Origin of the sequence: Brevibacillus invocatus (assembly GCF_003710915.1) — a bacterium.
GTDB classification, from domain to species: Bacteria; Bacillota; Bacilli; order Brevibacillales; family Brevibacillaceae; genus Brevibacillus; species Brevibacillus invocatus.
In genome coordinates this window covers 50,205-66,807 of sequence record NZ_RHHR01000035.1, presented here as the reverse complement: position 1 = coordinate 66,807, position 16,603 = coordinate 50,205, and the positions used below count along the sequence as shown (strand labels likewise).

12 protein-coding genes and 1 other annotated feature are annotated in these 16,603 nt (G+C 49.8%); of the genes, 1 reads left to right on the top strand and 11 read right to left on the bottom strand.

Translation table 11 applies throughout. The annotated features are described in order from the left end of the window. Nucleotides 1-199 precede the first annotated feature (199 nt). The 8 genes from EDM52_RS17955 to EDM52_RS17920 form a co-directional block, all read right to left on the bottom strand. Nucleotides 200-1,735, bottom strand: a complete 1,536-nt coding sequence (locus EDM52_RS17955) for an AMP-binding protein (RefSeq protein WP_245997078.1) — start codon at nucleotides 1,733-1,735, stop codon at nucleotides 200-202. Between the two features lies 1 nt (nucleotide 1,736). Next, entirely contained in the window at nucleotides 1,737-2,582 is an 846-nt protein-coding gene (locus tag EDM52_RS17950; RefSeq protein ID WP_122910327.1) for an SDR family NAD(P)-dependent oxidoreductase, read from the bottom strand. A 435-nt stretch (nucleotides 2,583-3,017) separates the two neighbouring features. Further along, nucleotides 3,018-4,400 (bottom strand): UDP-N-acetylmuramate--L-alanine ligase, encoded by a 1,383-nt coding sequence (gene murC / locus EDM52_RS17945; RefSeq protein ID WP_122910326.1) that lies wholly within the window; start codon nucleotides 4,398-4,400, stop codon nucleotides 3,018-3,020. A gap of 1 nt (nucleotide 4,401) precedes the next feature. Next, nucleotides 4,402-5,772, bottom strand: a complete 1,371-nt coding sequence (locus EDM52_RS17940) for a bifunctional folylpolyglutamate synthase/dihydrofolate synthase (protein WP_122910325.1) — start codon at nucleotides 5,770-5,772, stop codon at nucleotides 4,402-4,404. Between the two features lie 42 nt (nucleotides 5,773-5,814). Continuing rightward, nucleotides 5,815-8,487, bottom strand: coding sequence for a valine--tRNA ligase (locus EDM52_RS17935; RefSeq protein WP_122910345.1), 2,673 nt, complete (start codon nucleotides 8,485-8,487; stop codon nucleotides 5,815-5,817). A gap of 39 nt (nucleotides 8,488-8,526) precedes the next feature. After that, nucleotides 8,527-8,765 (bottom strand) — a binding site (T-box leader). Between the two features lie 62 nt (nucleotides 8,766-8,827). Next, on the bottom strand, nucleotides 8,828-9,142 hold the full coding sequence (locus tag EDM52_RS17930) for an STAS domain-containing protein (protein WP_122910324.1): 315 nt from the start codon (nucleotides 9,140-9,142) through the stop codon (nucleotides 8,828-8,830). A gap of 106 nt (nucleotides 9,143-9,248) precedes the next feature. After that, nucleotides 9,249-10,487 (bottom strand): ATP-binding protein, encoded by a 1,239-nt coding sequence (locus EDM52_RS17925; protein ID WP_122910323.1) that lies wholly within the window; start codon nucleotides 10,485-10,487, stop codon nucleotides 9,249-9,251. Then, nucleotides 10,484-12,664, bottom strand: a complete 2,181-nt coding sequence (locus tag EDM52_RS17920; protein ID WP_245997074.1) for a PP2C family protein-serine/threonine phosphatase — start codon at nucleotides 12,662-12,664, stop codon at nucleotides 10,484-10,486. Before EDM52_RS17920 ends, EDM52_RS17925 begins: the two co-directional genes overlap by 4 nt. 130 nt (nucleotides 12,665-12,794) lie before the next feature. Between EDM52_RS17920 and EDM52_RS17915 the strand changes: the two genes are divergently transcribed. Continuing rightward, nucleotides 12,795-12,977, top strand: coding sequence for a hypothetical protein (locus tag EDM52_RS17915; protein WP_122910322.1), 183 nt, complete (start codon nucleotides 12,795-12,797; stop codon nucleotides 12,975-12,977). Nucleotides 12,978-13,026: 49 nt separating this feature from the next. Here the strand turns inward: EDM52_RS17915 and EDM52_RS17910 are convergent, their stop codons facing one another. Genes EDM52_RS17910 through EDM52_RS17900 form a run of 3 tightly spaced genes read right to left on the bottom strand, consistent with a single transcriptional unit; the run spans nucleotide 13,027 to nucleotide 16,577 of the window. Beyond that, nucleotides 13,027-14,022, bottom strand: a complete 996-nt coding sequence (locus tag EDM52_RS17910) for a protein kinase family protein (protein WP_122910321.1) — start codon at nucleotides 14,020-14,022, stop codon at nucleotides 13,027-13,029. After that, nucleotides 14,009-14,998, bottom strand: a complete 990-nt coding sequence (locus EDM52_RS17905; RefSeq protein ID WP_245997080.1) for a protein kinase family protein — start codon at nucleotides 14,996-14,998, stop codon at nucleotides 14,009-14,011. Before EDM52_RS17905 ends, EDM52_RS17910 begins: the two co-directional genes overlap by 14 nt. A 22-nt stretch (nucleotides 14,999-15,020) precedes the next feature. After that, complete coding sequence (locus EDM52_RS17900) at nucleotides 15,021-16,577, bottom strand: LysM peptidoglycan-binding domain-containing protein (protein ID WP_122910319.1); 1,557 nt, start codon at nucleotides 16,575-16,577, stop codon at nucleotides 15,021-15,023. Nucleotides 16,578-16,603 lie beyond the last annotated feature (26 nt).

The window sequence follows — 16,603 nt, the reverse complement described above, 5'->3', positions numbered from 1 at the left end:
TACTGCGAGTTCAATGTCTTCCACCTCAAAGCGTAGTCCTCTCGTGTAAAAATCTAGCGTTCGGTCCAAGTTCGCAACGTTGTACCATATGGCCAGCCCTGATTTATACATGCCTCTTGCCTCCTTTTTATGATTTTCTTTTTCATTATATCAGCATGTGTTTATATGATTTTCTTCTGGATTGCGGAATTTTCAGCCACTACGATAATTGCTTCTTATCGACCTTCCCCAAATGGGTATACGGAATCTGCTCCACGAAAACGATCTCTTTTGGCATCTGATACCTGGCCACCCTAGGACGCAGCCATTCGAGCAGCTGTTCCTTCGTCAGGTCTGCTTGCGGGGCTGATTGCACGAAAGCCTTCAGCCGTTGTCCGAACGTTTCATCGGGTATCCCTATCACCGCTACATCTTCTACGGAAGTGTGATGGATCAAGATTTGCTCGACATCGATCGGATACACATTTTCCCCTGCTGAAATCACTCGGTCATCGGTTCTCCCGCATAAATAGTAGTAACCTCGTTCATCCCGGTAACCGAGGTCGCCTGTTCCTATCCAGGTTTGATTTCCGTCGTGCTTGAACCTAGTATTTTTCACGCATAATTGACCGATTTCACCCACACCCAGCTTTTGATGCTGGTGATCCAGCACACTTAATCGGACATGCTCGATTTTCTTCCCGATCGTATTAGGGGACGCCTTTAAATCCGCTGGTGTCGCAATGACCATCAACCCCGCTTCTGATGTCCCGTACAGATTGTACAAGATATCGCCGCATGTGCTAAACACCTCTGCCGCGAGCTTTGGATTCAGTTCAGCACCACCAGATGCGATACAGGCAAGTGACTTCAAATCTGCTGCACTGTGTTTCAGCATTTTATAGAGCATTAATGGTACGACGGTGACGACTTCCACCTGGTGCTCCCGTATGCGGTCACATGCCTTTGCCGGCTCAAAGCCAGCTGTCAGGACGATTCTTTTTCCTAGTGCGACGCATAACAGCAAGAACGCGATCCCGTAGCCGTGATAGATGGGAGTTGCAATATAAGTAGTCTGATATCGGAAAAGATGAAGCCTGGATAGCAGCGCTGACAATGGCGGCAGGTAATGGAACAAGGAAGGCTTGTGCGGGACTTTTTTAGAAGCTCCGGTAGTACCGCCTGTCAGCAGCATGATCTTGCTTGAAGAGGCTCTGCGAAGCATGAATTTTTCATTCACGATGGACTGAGTCAGGTTGTTGATAGCGGGCAATTGATCATGATAGCTCAACAGCTTGTCTTTGGCATACGTTGATTGTTCGATCAGGGTAGTCAATTCCTCATCATAAATGAGCAAATCGATTTCGCAACCATCCAGCGATTGATTGAGCTGTCGTGCGCTCATTTCGGTATTGAGCATGTAAAGATCAGCGCCGGTATAGGACGTAGCAAAAATGGCTTTCACCAGTGAAGCATGATTTTTACATAAGATTCCTACCTTCTTGTCGCTATTCAGGCCGTATGTCTGCTTCCAGGCGAGTGCGAGGTGTTCGGACTGAGACCATAGCTGCTGATAGGTAATCGTTTCATGGTCATCGACGATTGCAACTTTTTGACCGTAAGTGCGCTCAGCGATGCGCAAGAGTGCCATCACATTCATTCCATATTGAAAAATGGCTTTTATCAATCGGAACAGCCCCGCTGGGGAAAGCAGCCTCAACTTGTACAGGATCTCAATCAGTATCACAATCCGCACATCACTTCCCCCTCTCTCGCAGCTTTCCTGGTAAGAACCGCTCCCAAAGCCCCCTGCCGAAAATGGATGAAAACTGCCCAAATACCAGCCACCATGGCTTGAACACTCTGCGTTTTGTATACATGGATTTGGCGATGATTCGGGCGACATGCTCTGCACGCATGGCAGGCATGTTCTGATAAGCAGCCGTAGGCAGAATCATAGGGGTTTTGACTAAAGGCAGATAAATCGACGTTGTGGAGATTCCATTGGCATTCAGTTCGGGTGCTGCGGATCGAAACCAGGTATCAAAAGCGGACTTGGAAGCCTGATAAGCTGCCCAATAAGGGAGAGGGATCAACGAAGTATTGATCGTAGAGATGTTGATGATTTGTCCCTGATTTTGTTGGAGCTGGGGGATGACAGACAGCAGCAGTCTGACAGGAGCAAAATAGTTGATCGCCATCGTTCGGGTAAAATCGTGATAACGGTCTAGCGAGTCCATAATCGAACGTCTGATGGAAATGCCTGCGTTGTTTACTACGATATCTACTCCATCAGGTTGTTGATGAAGAAAGGTCAAGAAATCTTCCAGCTCATCCTCATTTCTAAGATCCGCCCGAAAAATATGGACCTTGGCATTCTTTGTTTTGAGCTCTTGCTTGATTTGGGAGAGCTTTTCTTCTCTTCTAGCCACCAAAATGAGATGAACGGGCAGTTGCCCGAGTAAATAGGCTAGCTGCTCTCCAATCCCGGAGCTTGCCCCTGTTATCAGAATCGTCTTGCCTTGCAGCGCACTCGCAAGCTTTCGATCGTTGAAAGGAGTAGACAAAAATAATAAGCTTTCCAACAGGCTATAGTTGTACATGGTCCAAATCCTTTTTCACGAGTTATGTAGAACACTTCTATTTTCCTCGACTTCACCGCTGGAAACAATAGCCTAATGTTTTTTGTCTACCCTTGAAACCAACGAAAAAACCGCCTGTATTCTTGGCGATCTACAAGAAAATAGACGATTTATCATCAGAGGTGTTCTTTTGGGTGATCAAGCAGCCCCCACTTTTGGCATTTTTGGGAGAGCTTCTACGGTGATCAATACCTCGTCCAAAATAACCGAGATATCATGCATCTCCAGCTTGGGTTCCAGCTTCCATGCATTCAATTTAACTTTTCTTATAGTAATCTCTCGTAATGCTTACAACGGAATGAATTTCATAATCTTATGCCTTCAAGAGCATAAGTAAGCACGTCTAAAGAAAAAAGCCCCTTCGCTCGGAAGCGAAAAAGGCTTTTCCTTCATGCATTATTTCCCGATTTTCTCTGCCAGCCAGTAGGCCGACTTCCAGATGTCTCCGGCTCCCATCGTCAGAACCAGATCTCCCGGCTTCAGCTCTTGGTAGAGATGCTCCTGAACTTGCTCCTTCGTAGGGATATACTGCGCACGGGGATGGCTGTTATCTCTGATCTTCTGGACCAGAACCTCAGAGTTAACCCCTTCGATTCTTGCCTCCCCAGCAGGCGAGTAGATATCGGTAATGATCACTTCGTCCGCCTCACCAAAAGCACGGCTGAACTCATCCATCAGAAAATAGGTACGGGTGTAGCGTTGCGGTTGGAAGACAGCAATCACCCGTTTCCCGGATGCTCTGGCACCGCGAAGGGTCGCAATAATTTCCGTTGGATGGTGAGCATAGTCATCTACGACAAGAATGTCCCTGGCCTCACCAATGATTTGAAAGCGACGCTTGGCCCCGCGGAACGTGGTCAGCGCAGCAGCAATCTGCTCAAAGTCAAGGCCAATATCGAGACAGACGATGGCCGCTGCCAACGCATTGGCGATATTGTGCTTTCCTGGAACGTTGAGAGACATCTCTCCCAGTAAACGATCCTGATGATAGATCAGGCATTTCGCCCGTCGATCCCCACACTCTATTTCACTCGTTCTGTAATCTGCCTGCCCTGCAAAAGGCTCTTGGATGGCATAGGTAATAACCGATTCCGTGACAGTAGGAAGCACCTCTCTCACATGAACATCGTCGATGCAGAGCACAGCTTTGCCACCTGGCTTGAGATGGCCCAAAAATTTGACGTACGCTTGCTTCAAATTGTTGAAATCACCATCAAAATGCTCCAGATGATCTGGCTCAATACTTGTTACGATTTCATAGACTGGTCGGTACTCCAAAAAGGAGCCGTCACTTTCATCTGCCTCTGCAACTACGTATGGGCTGGAACCTGCCTTGGCATTGGTCCCTGCATTCACCAGCTCTCCGCCGATAATAAACGTCGGATCTACGCCGCACTCTTCTAACACATGAGCGATCATGGAGGTGGTCGTTGTCTTGCCATGAGCACCTGCTACTGCAACTCCTGTACGCTCGTTCAAGATTTGGGCAAGCATTTGAGAGCGATGCAAGACAGGGATGCCTTGCTCCTGTGCCGCAACGACCTCCGGATTGTCTTTGGGAATACTGGTGGAATATACGATCATGTCTGCTCCTTCGATGTGGGACGCAGAATGGCCAATATGCACGATTGCACCTCTTGCTTCCAGCTTTTTCGCCAAGTCATTCAAAGCGACATCCGAGCCGGTTACCTTTACACCAAGGTCAATCAAGACACGAGCAATCGCACTCATACCATATCCGCCGATGCCCACAAAGTGGACGTGTTGTGCCTGATCCACCCTATTCACCTGCCTCTTCTACTGTAGTGGGAAAGAATGCGCGCACTTGGGCGATGAAGTAGAGCGAACCGCAGATGACTAGCCAGTCATCCGCCTTCGCCGATTGCTTCTCTTGCATCCAAGATAAGAGAAAAGCACGCCAGTCGGGGACGGTATCCAAATACTCGTCTTCCCATCCTCCTGTTCGAAACGCTTCATACAAGGTCTGCGCGTCAGCGGCTCGCGGAAAATCAAACGAAGTCACATGAAGGGCTTCGATTTGATCCTTCAATGGGTCGAGTGCCTTTGCCATCCCTGTCAGAGGCTTATCTCCCAGCCCTGCAAACAGCAGATGCAAACGCGTCCCCGCCGGCAAAAGCTGTTTCAAACTACCCGTCAAGGCCGCAATTCCCTCTTGGTTGTGTGCCCCGTCCAAGACTACCATCGGTCTAGGGGAGACTATTTCTAGACGGCCAGGCCAGCGGGTTTGTTGCAAACCACGAACGATTTCTTCTTCCTCCAGCAAATAGGAAAAGTAGTTTCGCAGCACGTCTATCGTCATTAAAGCGACAGCGGCGTTATCCGTCTGATGCATGCCATTCATGGTCAAACGATAGCTGCTGGGCTCCCGGCGATGGATGCTCTTGTAACGCAGCTGTTGTTCACCCAACTGTTCTGCTACCTGCTGTGCATCAAAGTGGTTGCCGATCTGGTACAGCGTGCTTCTGGTTTGCTTCGCCTTATCCTGGAGTACAGCGAGTACCTCCGGCCTGCGTTCTCCGGTAACGACAGGAACACCCGGCTTGATAATACCCGCTTTTTCTCGTGCAATTTCCTCCAGGCTGTTGCCAAGTACTTGCGTGTGATCCATTCCAACATTCGTGATGACAGAAACGATGGGCGAGACGACATTCGTCGAATCCAATCGTCCCCCGAGTCCCGTCTCCCAAACCACTACAGCCGGTCTAACTACCCTGGCAAAGTACAGGATCGCAATGATTGTAATGACTTCAAACTCCGTCAGGGAGCCAAAAGAGGTCTCTTTTTCACAGCGATCTACCAGGACTTTCACTTCATTCATCAAAGTCAGTAAATCCTCTTGGGAAATCATACTGCCGTTGTATCGAATCCGTTCCCGAAAATCAACCATGTACGGGGATGTGAAGGTCCCTACGCTGTAGTTCGCCTCCATCAGCATCTGCGTCAGAAACGCGCAGGTAGATCCTTTTCCATTCGTCCCTGCGACGTGAATAAACGCCAGTCTTCGTTCGGGATGATTGAATTCCTCCAGGACCCAATTCATCCGTTCTAGACCCGGTCTGGCACCGAATCTCAAAAGACCGTGCAGCCAATCGAGCCCTTCTTCGTATTCCACAAATTCTTCTGCACTCATACCGCAATGCTCCATTCTCAAATTATGCGATGAAACGGCGAATCATGCGCCCTTCAATTCAGCAAGCCGGGCAATAACTTTATCCCGTTTTTCCATGTAGTCTGCCATTTTTGCTTTTTCTTCTTCTACGACTTTTGCAGGTGCTTTCGCCATAAAACCGGCGTTGTTGAGTTTTTTCTCGATTCGCTCCACTTCGTTGTTCAATGTAGCCAGCTCTTTTTCCAGGCGTGCCAGCTCTTGATCCAAATCGATCAACCCTGCGAGCGGGAGGAATAATTCTGCTCCGCTGACTACAGCAGACATCGCCTTGTCAGGGGTCCTCAGCTCTTGGCTGATTTCCAGACGTTCCGGATTGCAGAAACGAGAAATATACTCTTCACCGCGTGTCAGTCTTTCCAAAGCTACGGCATCGCTTGGCTTGATTAGAAGCTCAATCTTTTTGGACATCGGCACGTTCACTTCGGCACGAATATTGCGCACACTGCGGATGACGTCAACCAAGAGGCTCATCTCTGCCTCTGCATCTGCAAAGATCCAATTTTCGTTGACTGTCGGCCATGCTGCAACCGTAATGCTCTCTCCTTCATGCGGAAGCGCTTGCCAAATTTCTTCCGTCATAAACGGCATGAACGGATGCAGGAGGCGAAGTGTTTGATCCAGAACCGTCACCAAGACGGATTGTGTCGTTTTCTTGGCTGCCTCGTCGTTGCCATACAGCGGCAATTTGGCCATCTCAATATACCAGTCGCAGAGGTCATCCCAAATAAAGTTGTAGAGGACGCGTCCTACTTCCCCGAATTCAAAGCTGTCGGACAGTCGCGTCACATCTGCGATCGTAGCTTGCAGTCGGGACAAAATCCATTTATCCGGTGTAGACAGCTCACCACTGAGATCAATGTCCTCGTAACGGAAGCCAGACAGGTTCATCAATGCAAAGCGGGAAGCATTCCAGATTTTATTGGCGAAGTTGCGGTTGGACTCTACCTTTTCCCAGTAGAAGCGCTGATCGTTCCCTGGCGAGTTTCCGGTAGCCAACGTATAGCGCAGCGCATCCGCTCCGTACTTCTCGATCACTTCCATCGGATCAACCCCGTTGCCGAGTGACTTGGACATCTTGCGTCCCTCGGAATCGCGGATGATACCGTGAATCAGCACATGTTCGAACGGATTTTGACCTGTAAATTCCAAGCCGTTGAAAATCATCCGGGCTACCCAGAAAAAGATAATGTCGTAGCCTGTAACAAGTACATTGGTCGGATAGAAGTACTTCAGATCCTCTGTCTCTTCCGGCCAGCCCAGTGTCGCGAACGGCCACAGACCCGAGGAGAACCAGGTATCCAGAACGTCGTTATCCTGCTCCAGCTTGTGACTGTGGCAGCTAGCGCATTCTGTTACATCTTCACGAGAAACGATGGTTTCTCCACAATCTGCACAGTACCAGGCTGGAATCCGATGTCCCCACCAAAGCTGGCGGGAAATGCACCAGTCGCGAATGTTTTCAATCCAGCGCAGGTAGTTGTTTTTAAAGCGTTCTGGGACGAACTTGACACTCTCTTCACTCGCTGCGTTGGCCAAGGATGCATCTGCAAGAGGCTGCATTTTTACAAACCACTGTGTCGACAGGTACGGTTCAACAACCGCGTCGCTGCGTTCGCTGTGACCGACTTGGTGGACGTGCTCCTCAACCTTGAACATGATGCCTTGCTCGCTCAAATCCTTAATGATCTGCTTGCGGCATGCAAAGCGATCCAGTCCGTGGTAAATTCCGGCTTGTTCGTTCATCTTGCCCGTTTCGTCCATGACAACGATCTGTGGCAAGTTGTGACGCAGACCCAGTTCAAAGTCATTCGGATCGTGAGCAGGTGTGATTTTTACTGCACCGGAACCAAACTCAGGATCTACGTAATCATCTGCCACGATTGGAATCTCGCGGCCTACGATTGGCAGGATCACGGTTTTGCCTACCAAGTGCTTGTAGCGCTCGTCTTCAGGATGAACGGCTACAGCAGTATCCCCGAGCATCGTCTCAGGTCGAGTAGTGGCCACTTCAATAAAGCCCGAACCATCTGCCAGCGGGTAGCGCATGTGGTGCATGGCACCTTTTACTTCCTTGTAGATAACCTCAATATCCGACAACGCCGTACGTGCTGCAGGGTCCCAGTTGATGATCCGATTGGCACGATAGATCAGCCCTTTTTCATACAGACGAACAAAAACCTCGCGAACGGCGCGAGAGAACCCTTCGTCCATCGTAAAACGATCACGGGAGTAGTCGAGGGCAAGCCCAAGCTTTTCCCACTGTTCAAGAATATGACCTGCGTAGACGTGCTTCCACTCCCACACCTTTTCCACGAATTTTTCCCGGCCCAGATCGTAGCGAGAGATGCCTTCTTCGCGCAGTGTCGATTCTACACGCGCCTGTGTTGCGATACCCGCGTGGTCCATTCCAGGGAGAAAAAGCGTACTATAGCCTTGCATTCTTTTCGTACGGGTAATGATATCCTGTAAGGTCGTATCCAACGCATGACCCAGATGCAGCTTGCCCGTCACGTTTGGAGGCGGAATGACGATGGTGAATGGTTTTTTCTGCGGATCGCGTTCTGCTTTGAAAAACCCTTTCTCCACCCAGTATGGATACCATTTGCTTTCTGCAGCCTTGGGATCATAATTTTTCGGCAGCAGTTGATCAATGTCTTGTGTTTGTTGCGTTGACATGGCTTTTCCTCCTTCAAAATAATAAAAAAAACCCTTCATCCAAAGGACGAAAGGATATTTTCGCGGTACCACCTTTGTTAACACACAATGCCTAACACAGCGATTGTGTATTCCCTCAAACAAGATAACGGCTGCGAACCGTTTCCGGCTACACGTGCAGCTTCACCGGAACAACTCCTGGGCGACATTCGACCATTCTTGCCTTAGAGAATCTTTCAGCTGTGATTCTCTTCTCTGAAAAGGCGTCCTGACCTACTCTTCCCGATCATCGTTGATGACATATGTAGTTGACAGCTACAACATATTATATACAAATAGACGGTTTTGCGTCAAACCCGGTTTATTCGGCCTTTCCCACGGTGATCCCCAATGCTTGGGTAAAGCCAAGCACGTGCAAAATATCCAAGATCTCCTCACGTACATTGACAATCTCCACCTGTTTCCCCAATGAGAGCAATTCTTTCGTGGTAAAGAACAAACTGCCGATTCCCGATGAATCCACAAAAGAGACTTGCTGAAAATCAACTCTTACGGTCTGGTTACGTTCTCCGTATTGCTGAAGCAGCTGACCGACCTGATCTCCTACAGCCATGTCCAGCTCCCCGGCAAAAAATAACGTGGCATGCCCATTAGTCTCAGTTGCCCGGTAGTCCATATTTTAACCCCTCTCGGTATCATTTACGTACGATAGTCATTCCACACTGATTCATTTCCCTGATTCCATTCTATATAAACCTCAAAGCCGCTTCAAATCTGTACGGTCAAGGATTGTTTCCACATTCAAGGATCAGCTTCGTGCCCGCATGGGAGCTTCCAAGAAACAGCCTGTCACAATATTGAAGCATCACATGAAAGCCCACCCCTAGGGACTGTTGGGTGGAGTAGCCTTGCAGCAGCGTAGCGCGTGGCAGGTCCTCCAGGACAATTCCCTGTCCCTGGTCGTGGATGACCGTTCTGCACTTCGTCCAGTCAGACAGCACGTACAGTGTGACTGTTCCGCCATTTCCGTGTTTGATCGTGTTAGATGCAGCCTCATTCACCGCTACCATGTATTGCAAAAGCCGCTTGTCTGGTATTTTCATAGGCTCCAACGCTCGCCTGAACGCAAAACGCAGCTCAGCCAAATCTTCCGGAGCATGAAGATCAATCGACAGCAGCTTTCGCCCCTCCCGAAGCAGGAAGAACAGCTCCTCATCGCTCAAGAGCAGTAACTTATTTTTCGTGACTACACCCATCAGATCGCGATAAAGCTCCCACTCTCGTTTTTTTCGTCTCCTCTCCTCCGTGATAACCTCGGTCACGTCAATCAAGGCGATTCCACAGGTCTGATCCGGCAGAGGTGACGCGTACAGCTCAAATACTTTTTCTCCGTTGGCTGATACCAGCTGCTCCCGCAAAGATGCCCCACTACTGGCAGCCTCGCTCACCAATCTTCGCATTTCCCGTTCGACGTCCGGCTCTGCTCTGCTTGAACCGAGAGAACGCAGATTCCCGGCCTCAAAATGATAGAGAAAGATGGTTTCTACCTGTCTCAAAATAGACAGTTTTTGCAATTCCTGCTTGATGAGTCGGCTCCTCTCATCTTCGCGATCTCTCCAGTCTACCAAAATATTGGAGGGATCAAGCTCACCGCTCATCAGCCAGGTGTGAAATTCCTCGATGAGGAGACGATCCAATACTTCCTGACGACGAAGCACTTTATCAATATCCAGAACATAGAAAGGATCGCCCTCAATCCCTCTCAGACCTGTGCCAATGATGCGAAAATCGTATGCCAGCTCCACCTCGATACGATCATGAAGGCGGAGGTTGGGGCTGTACAGGCCAATGGCTGTCCGGCTAACCGTGACCAAGGAGACCTGGCCTGATTCATTGCTGCCAAGTAGAGTAACACGCACAGGACGTGGCGGAATGACTTTCCTTGCCGAATTGCCGGAGCGCAGGGCATCCAGACATTTTTGGCATTCAGGATTATTCGGACACTGCTCACACAGAATCACGGTTTAACCTCCTTTATCAGTGTCGCATTGGGCATGTTGGACGAATAGACGGATGGGCTCCTATCCCCGCTATGTACGTATGGGTCGTTCTCTAGCGGTTGAAATTGCATGATCAAAACAGAAATATCATCAGTCTGTGGCAAATTTCTCGTTTTTTCCCACAAAAAAGCTTCGACTCGATCCATCGTGCTTATACAGTTTACAGCAGGATTTCCAAGCAGTACAGTGAGGTCTTCCAGCCATTTTTTCGAATAGGCCTGATTGTTGCTTCCGCCCCGATCCAGAAGACCGTCCGTATACACCAGCATCATTGCAGACTCGTCCAATGAGAGATCCTCAGAGACGTATGTGCTGTTCGGCAGCAAGCCCAGCCCTACGCCCCCAGCACAGGGTAGTACGACTTGCTTGGTAGCTGACACATACAGCGGTTGCGGATGTCCTGCACGGCTGAGACGGAGCTTGTGCTCAACTCCATCGTATACCATGACCAGCATCGTAATAAATGATCGGGTCTTGGACAAATCATCGTACAGCAGCTGGTTGAGGCGGCTCAAAATCTCATCGGGTGCACAGCTTTTTTGTAATACCGCTCGCACCGCGCTGCGAATGCCTGTCGCCAGTAGACTGGCCGGAAGACCGTGGCCCGAGACGTCTGCCACGATGAAGCATGTAAATCGCTCATCCATGCGTATGTAGTCGATGTAATCTCCCCCAACATACGTAACAGGAGAATAGACCGTGCGTGCAATCAAACGATCGAGGGTAAGCTGCTCTCTTGGAACCAGCAGAGATTGGAGTCGTTGTGCCAGCTCCATTTCTTTTTCCAGACCCCGAAAGGCAACGGAGCGACGATCGTCCAGGCAACGCAAAATATAGTCGTGAACATGCAACAGTAAAAATCTGAAAAAGGTGGGATCCAGCTCTTTTTCGCCCGACTCTCCAGCTTTCACTTCCGCAGTCAGCGTGACAAACCGGATCAATTTCATCGGATCAGGCAGATCATCTACCTTCATTTGCTCTGTGACGCGAAGGATGACGCCAGGGTGATCCGTAGCGCCAAGCTGAGCGCCATGATACATGACACCTTCCTCGGACTCAAGCGTTAAACGAAGGAAAGTGATGGTATGGACTCTCGCGTACCAGTTGCCGACTAGCTCTTCCACCAAATCCTGCAAGGAGTCAGCCGTTACAGGCCGGATCTGTATATCATTTCTGGCATTGAGCAGAAACTCATAGTTTCGGTTCAGACCAAGCAATTGAGTAAGCTGGCTGTTCTTTTCCTGCAAGGCAAGCAGTTGAGCAGAATAGTTCTCCTCCAGCTGGTTCACCGATAGGAACAGCTCATTCAGCAATTGGTGATTGGAGCGCTTCGAAAGGAAGAAACGATTTGCGCACAGCAAGATTCCCAGAGCGAGTCCTAACTTTCCCTCGAACGGGATTTCGGGGATCAGGATTAGGGAAGCAGCTGTTCCAATCATAAGAAAGAGAATGACAATCCCGTCATAATAAGAGAACTTCAGCTTCGCATACAGAAATTCATAGGTAGAATCGAAGGCATCATTCCCGTCTATTTTGCCATACCATCGATGCCCCAGCCATAAGCCGATAGACACAGTCAGGAGAGCAGCATCCCTTGCGAATACCGGCAGATAGGGATGGATCACTACCACTGCGAGAAATCCTATTGTAGCGAGCAGAAGCTTTCTGCGTGAGGTTCTTGTGGGACTCTTTGCGGTCAATTCGTTTCCCGCAAGCAGACACAATGCGGGGACAAAAAGAAGCAAGCCACTGTATAGCTGCATAAAGTCGGTAAACGTATTATCTATATCCTTGGACAGCCAGTTGAATATCGCGATTACTACGTAGATTCCTATTAACATCGACAGATCCATGACCGCTTTCCAGCGCTCGTAGGAGAGAGAAGCAGGAAGGGGGAAGCGATGCAGGGACCAGAGAAATAAGACGTAGAAGGCGAGGAAGACCGGCACGCTCAGATTTTGTACCCACATCCACGAATGCAGGAGAAGGAGATGACCGATACCCCAAGCGATCATGCCTAAGCCCTGCAAAAGAGACACATTGTTTCCATTTTGGACCTTTGCGTGTTTGCGTGCTTCCCATAATATACAGCCACCCAGGCAGATCCCCAGTAGGTAAATCCAAGCTATCAAGACCATCTTTATCACCTTGCATCGTATAGGTTCGTTTCTCTTGCCCTTCCCCCTTTTCAGTCGTTTCAAACCTGCATAGGGATGACTAGCACTGTCCCACCAGCATCCGCATATGCTGGAACGAGGTGATTTCGAGATGAACTTTCGCTGGAAGTACAATCCTACTTTTTTGCGAATTAAATTTGGATGTAAGCAGATCCTGCTACCTCTGATCATATTTCAATTTGTCCGCACGATCATCTTTCCTACATCCTTCGATGTCGTGCTGCTAGGAATCCTTGCCTTTGTCTATGTAGCGATCGTGTTGGATTGGCTTTAAACCTTCGAGCACAAAAAAATCAACGTCCCACTGTTCGAGACGTTGATTGTTAAAAAGCTTGCTGGACCCAGCGATGCAGCCGCATCAAACGGTCCATATCTTTTTCCAGTCGCTTGACCGCGTAAAGCTCATTCCACTCCCGCTTCCCATTGTAATAAATGTCAATGTCGCGCATTACTCTCTCCGGGTAGCTAAGAAAAGCGGCAAGCAGCTCGATCTCATCTGGCCGTAGCGGAAAAATCGCCGCATACCGATGAAACAGCTGGGAAGCGCCGGACTGGTCGCCAGTCATATGAAAATACGTCCGGTAAAACAAGGTCAGATCACGGATCGGTGTATCAAAGACAGCACGATCAAAATTGATGAGTCGACCTTTACCAGTCCGATCCGGTATGACATGAGCCGGATGCGGATAGCCGTGAATCAGGGACAAGCGAAAATGGGCGTGTGTCTGATGACGCTCTCTCCACTCCGTGAGCAGCTCCATGGCTTGATTGGCCATATCGGCAATAAATCCCTGATTCGCCAGAAAGACGATGTCGAATGGAGATTGATAGGTGCGCAACCGGGCTTCCTCCGCTGCCTTTTGCATCTGCCCCAGCCACAATTGCCATCTGTTCAGCAAGGAATCAATCAGAGGTTCCACCTGCCGTGGATCATCAAACCGGTAGTTCTGTGTCAGATGATGCAGCTCTGCAAGCCTTTCCAAGCAAGGCGTCGCCCACGCGAGCGGTTGATCCTCCCATTGTTCACCTCCTGGCTGCCAACGTGTCAGATAATACACCTGTTCATCGAGCTGCACAAAAGGATCATCATACTTGGTGTAAATGTATGGCACTGCCCCATCCCAACCACGTTGCTGCAGCTGACGCAGGATATTGCTCACCTGCGATATTCGCTGGCTGGGAACCGGCGATTTTTTGCAGACGAACATGCCGTAGGGAGTCGTAGCTTTAAAGACATTAGGCTCCTTGACCACGTCTATCGTCTGCGCAAACATGTCGTATTCCTGAAACAACGGGAAAATATCCTCATGGCGACTCACGGCTGCCTTCACCCCTTGCTCGCTCGGCACGGTCAGCAATATGTCGCAGCAGTTGGTCAACAGACTGCTGAGATTCCAGGGCCCGCTCTATACCTGTCGTTGGCACCTGCTGCTCGTGCGAGAGTCGTGTCACGTAGTCCTCCACACTATTCCACACTTCCCGGGGACGAGCCATGAATGCTAGCAGGAGTGTGTATTCCCCATAGGTTAGCGGCTTCTTTTCCTGATACCCATCCAAAAAGGAATCGACCTGCGAAAAGTCGCCATGTGTCAGGTGCATTTCGCGTAAATAATTCGCCACATCACGTAGCTGTACAGATAATGTGGGACGAAAAAATCCGCGTATAAACAGCTTGTCGTTCACCATTCCCCAGTTGTCGCGCGTCAGGTCCCGATGAGATACCCCTATCTGATCCGCAGAAATGCTCGAGTGAGAGAGCATGGCATAAGAACGCTCCATTCGCTGGAGAAGCGACGGCATCAGTTCTGCCACCCACCGCTCGCCTCGGGCCTCTCCTGCGCGACTCCTGCGATAGGATGCGAACAGCGCTTTTGCGCGATTCCACGCCGTCTCCGCTTTCAGCTTTTCCTGATTGAGGTACTCCAAGCCGGAAAGCAAAGGACTTTCCTGTTGGGCTGTATGCATCATGCCGATCACACGTCCCGTTTGGCGGGCTACTTCCTGATTGGACTGACAGGCTTCGATATGGCGCTGATGATCCGTCATCGTCACGCCACGCTTTCCCACGATGACAAATGGCTTCGACTCTCGCGTCCGAATAAAGCGCTCCAGACCGCGAAAACCTTGACGCGCCAGTCGTTCGCGCCATGCAAACGACCAGCGCATCACATCCACGCGCGGCCATACCCGGAGTTCTTTGGGACCTCGGTTGGTTTCCAGCAAGTAATAATCTTCAAGTGGCGTTACACGGATCACACGTGCCCGATACTGTTGACAAATCTCTTGGAGATCCATTTTGTCCACAGTCCTCCACTCCTCACTGTGGAATGTACAGGATTTGCCCGGCCACAAGCTGATCAGTTGTCAGTCGGTTTACTTCCACCAGCCTGGATACGGGTAATGAGTACCGCTGTGAAATCAGCTCCAGCGTTTCTTCCTTTTGAATGATGCACAGCTTGAGCTGGCTGGTTCTCTCTTCCCGACTACGAACAAAGGAAGACAAATTCTGCATGGCTTCCAGTGTACTTGGGTTGGCTTCCTGCAGCGATGCTTTCTTGGAGGAGCTGGAAGACGATTCGGCTTGCAACGATTCTGCATCCTGCTTCGCCCTGCTCGCATTTGAGAAGATTGACGTGATGTTCAGGTTGCCTGCTTCTTCTCTAGATGGCTTGCCTGAAATCGCGATTCGTACCTCGACTTCTTCCTCCTGCTCTTCTACATCTGCATTCGCCATCACTTCGGCTGCTTCAGCCAATTCCTCATCTTCGACCGCTTCTTCCGAATTGACTGCAAGTTCGTGGCTTTCTTGCTCTTCATTGGCGAATACAGACTGGCTTTCATACGACTCTTCATACGATTCGTCGTTAGATTCACTCGATGTTCGCTCCTCCACGGACACTGAGGTGAAATCTACATCCTGCACTTCTTGCGGTTCATGGATCGCCAGGACAAGTTCTTCATTTTCCTTGTTTGGTCCGTCGACAGCCAATCTTTCTTCATAGTCTTCCTGAGCCAGGACTTGCTCGTAGGCAGATAAATCCTGTGTTTGACTTTGTGCCACATGCTGCCAGGACTCTATTTGTGCATATTCATACTCGGCCAATGATTCCTCAGACACTTCCCCGTAGCTCTCTGTTCTCGAAGTCTGATGGGAAGAAACCGGTATCGCAGGTGCATCGTACAAGGAAGGCGACTCCTCTGATTCAAAGGATACTGTCTGTGCCTGTCTTTCCATCTCTTGCTCCAATGCGCTCAGCTTTTGCTCAATTTCATCCAGGGAAGGCTCCTCCAGGAGATCATCCCCTTCAACTGCCGCATGAGAAAACTCCCAGGAATCTTCCTGGCTGGCGGGTACGGCATGATATCCTTCTGCGTACGGAACAGCCATCTCTTTCTGGGGCTCTGATTCTGCCTGGTTTGTGAATTGAATTCCAGCGATCTTCAATTCCGCCTCTACCAGCATTTGATGCGGAGATTCAAGCCTGTAATCGACACTGTCAACGACCGCGTAGATATCTCCCATCTCTGCAATCCGTTCTACGGGAATGGTAATGTTGAGCGGAATCCGGTGCCCGATCTGCTCTTCCCAGCCGTAGACAGATCGTTCACCTCCGACCTGCCGAAACGGCGAGAAGTTCATCGCCTCGATCAGAGTTTCCGTTCCACCGCTGGTTGGTTCAGCAGGTTCTCTGATCGGCTCGTACTTCCCAAACAGCTGCAGGCAGCCTGTAATGGAGACATAGGACTGATTCTCCAATACCTCTACATCCGGAACGAGCTCCAACTCTTGCAGCTCGCCAATTCCGGCTCTATCAGATGAGAGGAAAATGGTCTCCTTGATGGTAAACGAGAGTAGTCCATCCTGTAATGCCATTCGTGATCCTCCTTTCAGGTGCAGGA

What these genes read in the sequence shown, in the direction of transcription:
- EDM52_RS17900 (WP_122910319.1), bottom strand. Translation starts at nt 16,577, where the DNA reads ATGGCATTACAGGATGGACTACTCTCGTTTACCATCAAGGAGACCATT.
- EDM52_RS17940 (WP_122910325.1), bottom strand. Translation starts at nt 5,772, where the DNA reads ATGAGTGCAGAAGAATTTGTGGAATACGAAGAAGGGCTCGATTGGCTG.
- EDM52_RS17935 (WP_122910345.1), bottom strand. Translation starts at nt 8,487, where the DNA reads ATGTCAACGCAACAAACACAAGACATTGATCAACTGCTGCCGAAAAAT.
- EDM52_RS17915 (WP_122910322.1), top strand. Translation starts at nt 12,795, where the DNA reads ATGAACTTTCGCTGGAAGTACAATCCTACTTTTTTGCGAATTAAATTT.
- EDM52_RS17930 (WP_122910324.1), bottom strand. Translation starts at nt 9,142, where the DNA reads ATGGACTACCGGGCAACTGAGACTAATGGGCATGCCACGTTATTTTTT.
- EDM52_RS17905 (WP_245997080.1), bottom strand. Translation starts at nt 14,998, where the DNA reads ATGGATCTCCAAGAGATTTGTCAACAGTATCGGGCACGTGTGATCCGT.
- EDM52_RS17920 (WP_245997074.1), bottom strand. Translation starts at nt 12,664, where the DNA reads ATGGTCTTGATAGCTTGGATTTACCTACTGGGGATCTGCCTGGGTGGC.
- EDM52_RS17950 (WP_122910327.1), bottom strand. Translation starts at nt 2,582, where the DNA reads ATGTACAACTATAGCCTGTTGGAAAGCTTATTATTTTTGTCTACTCCT.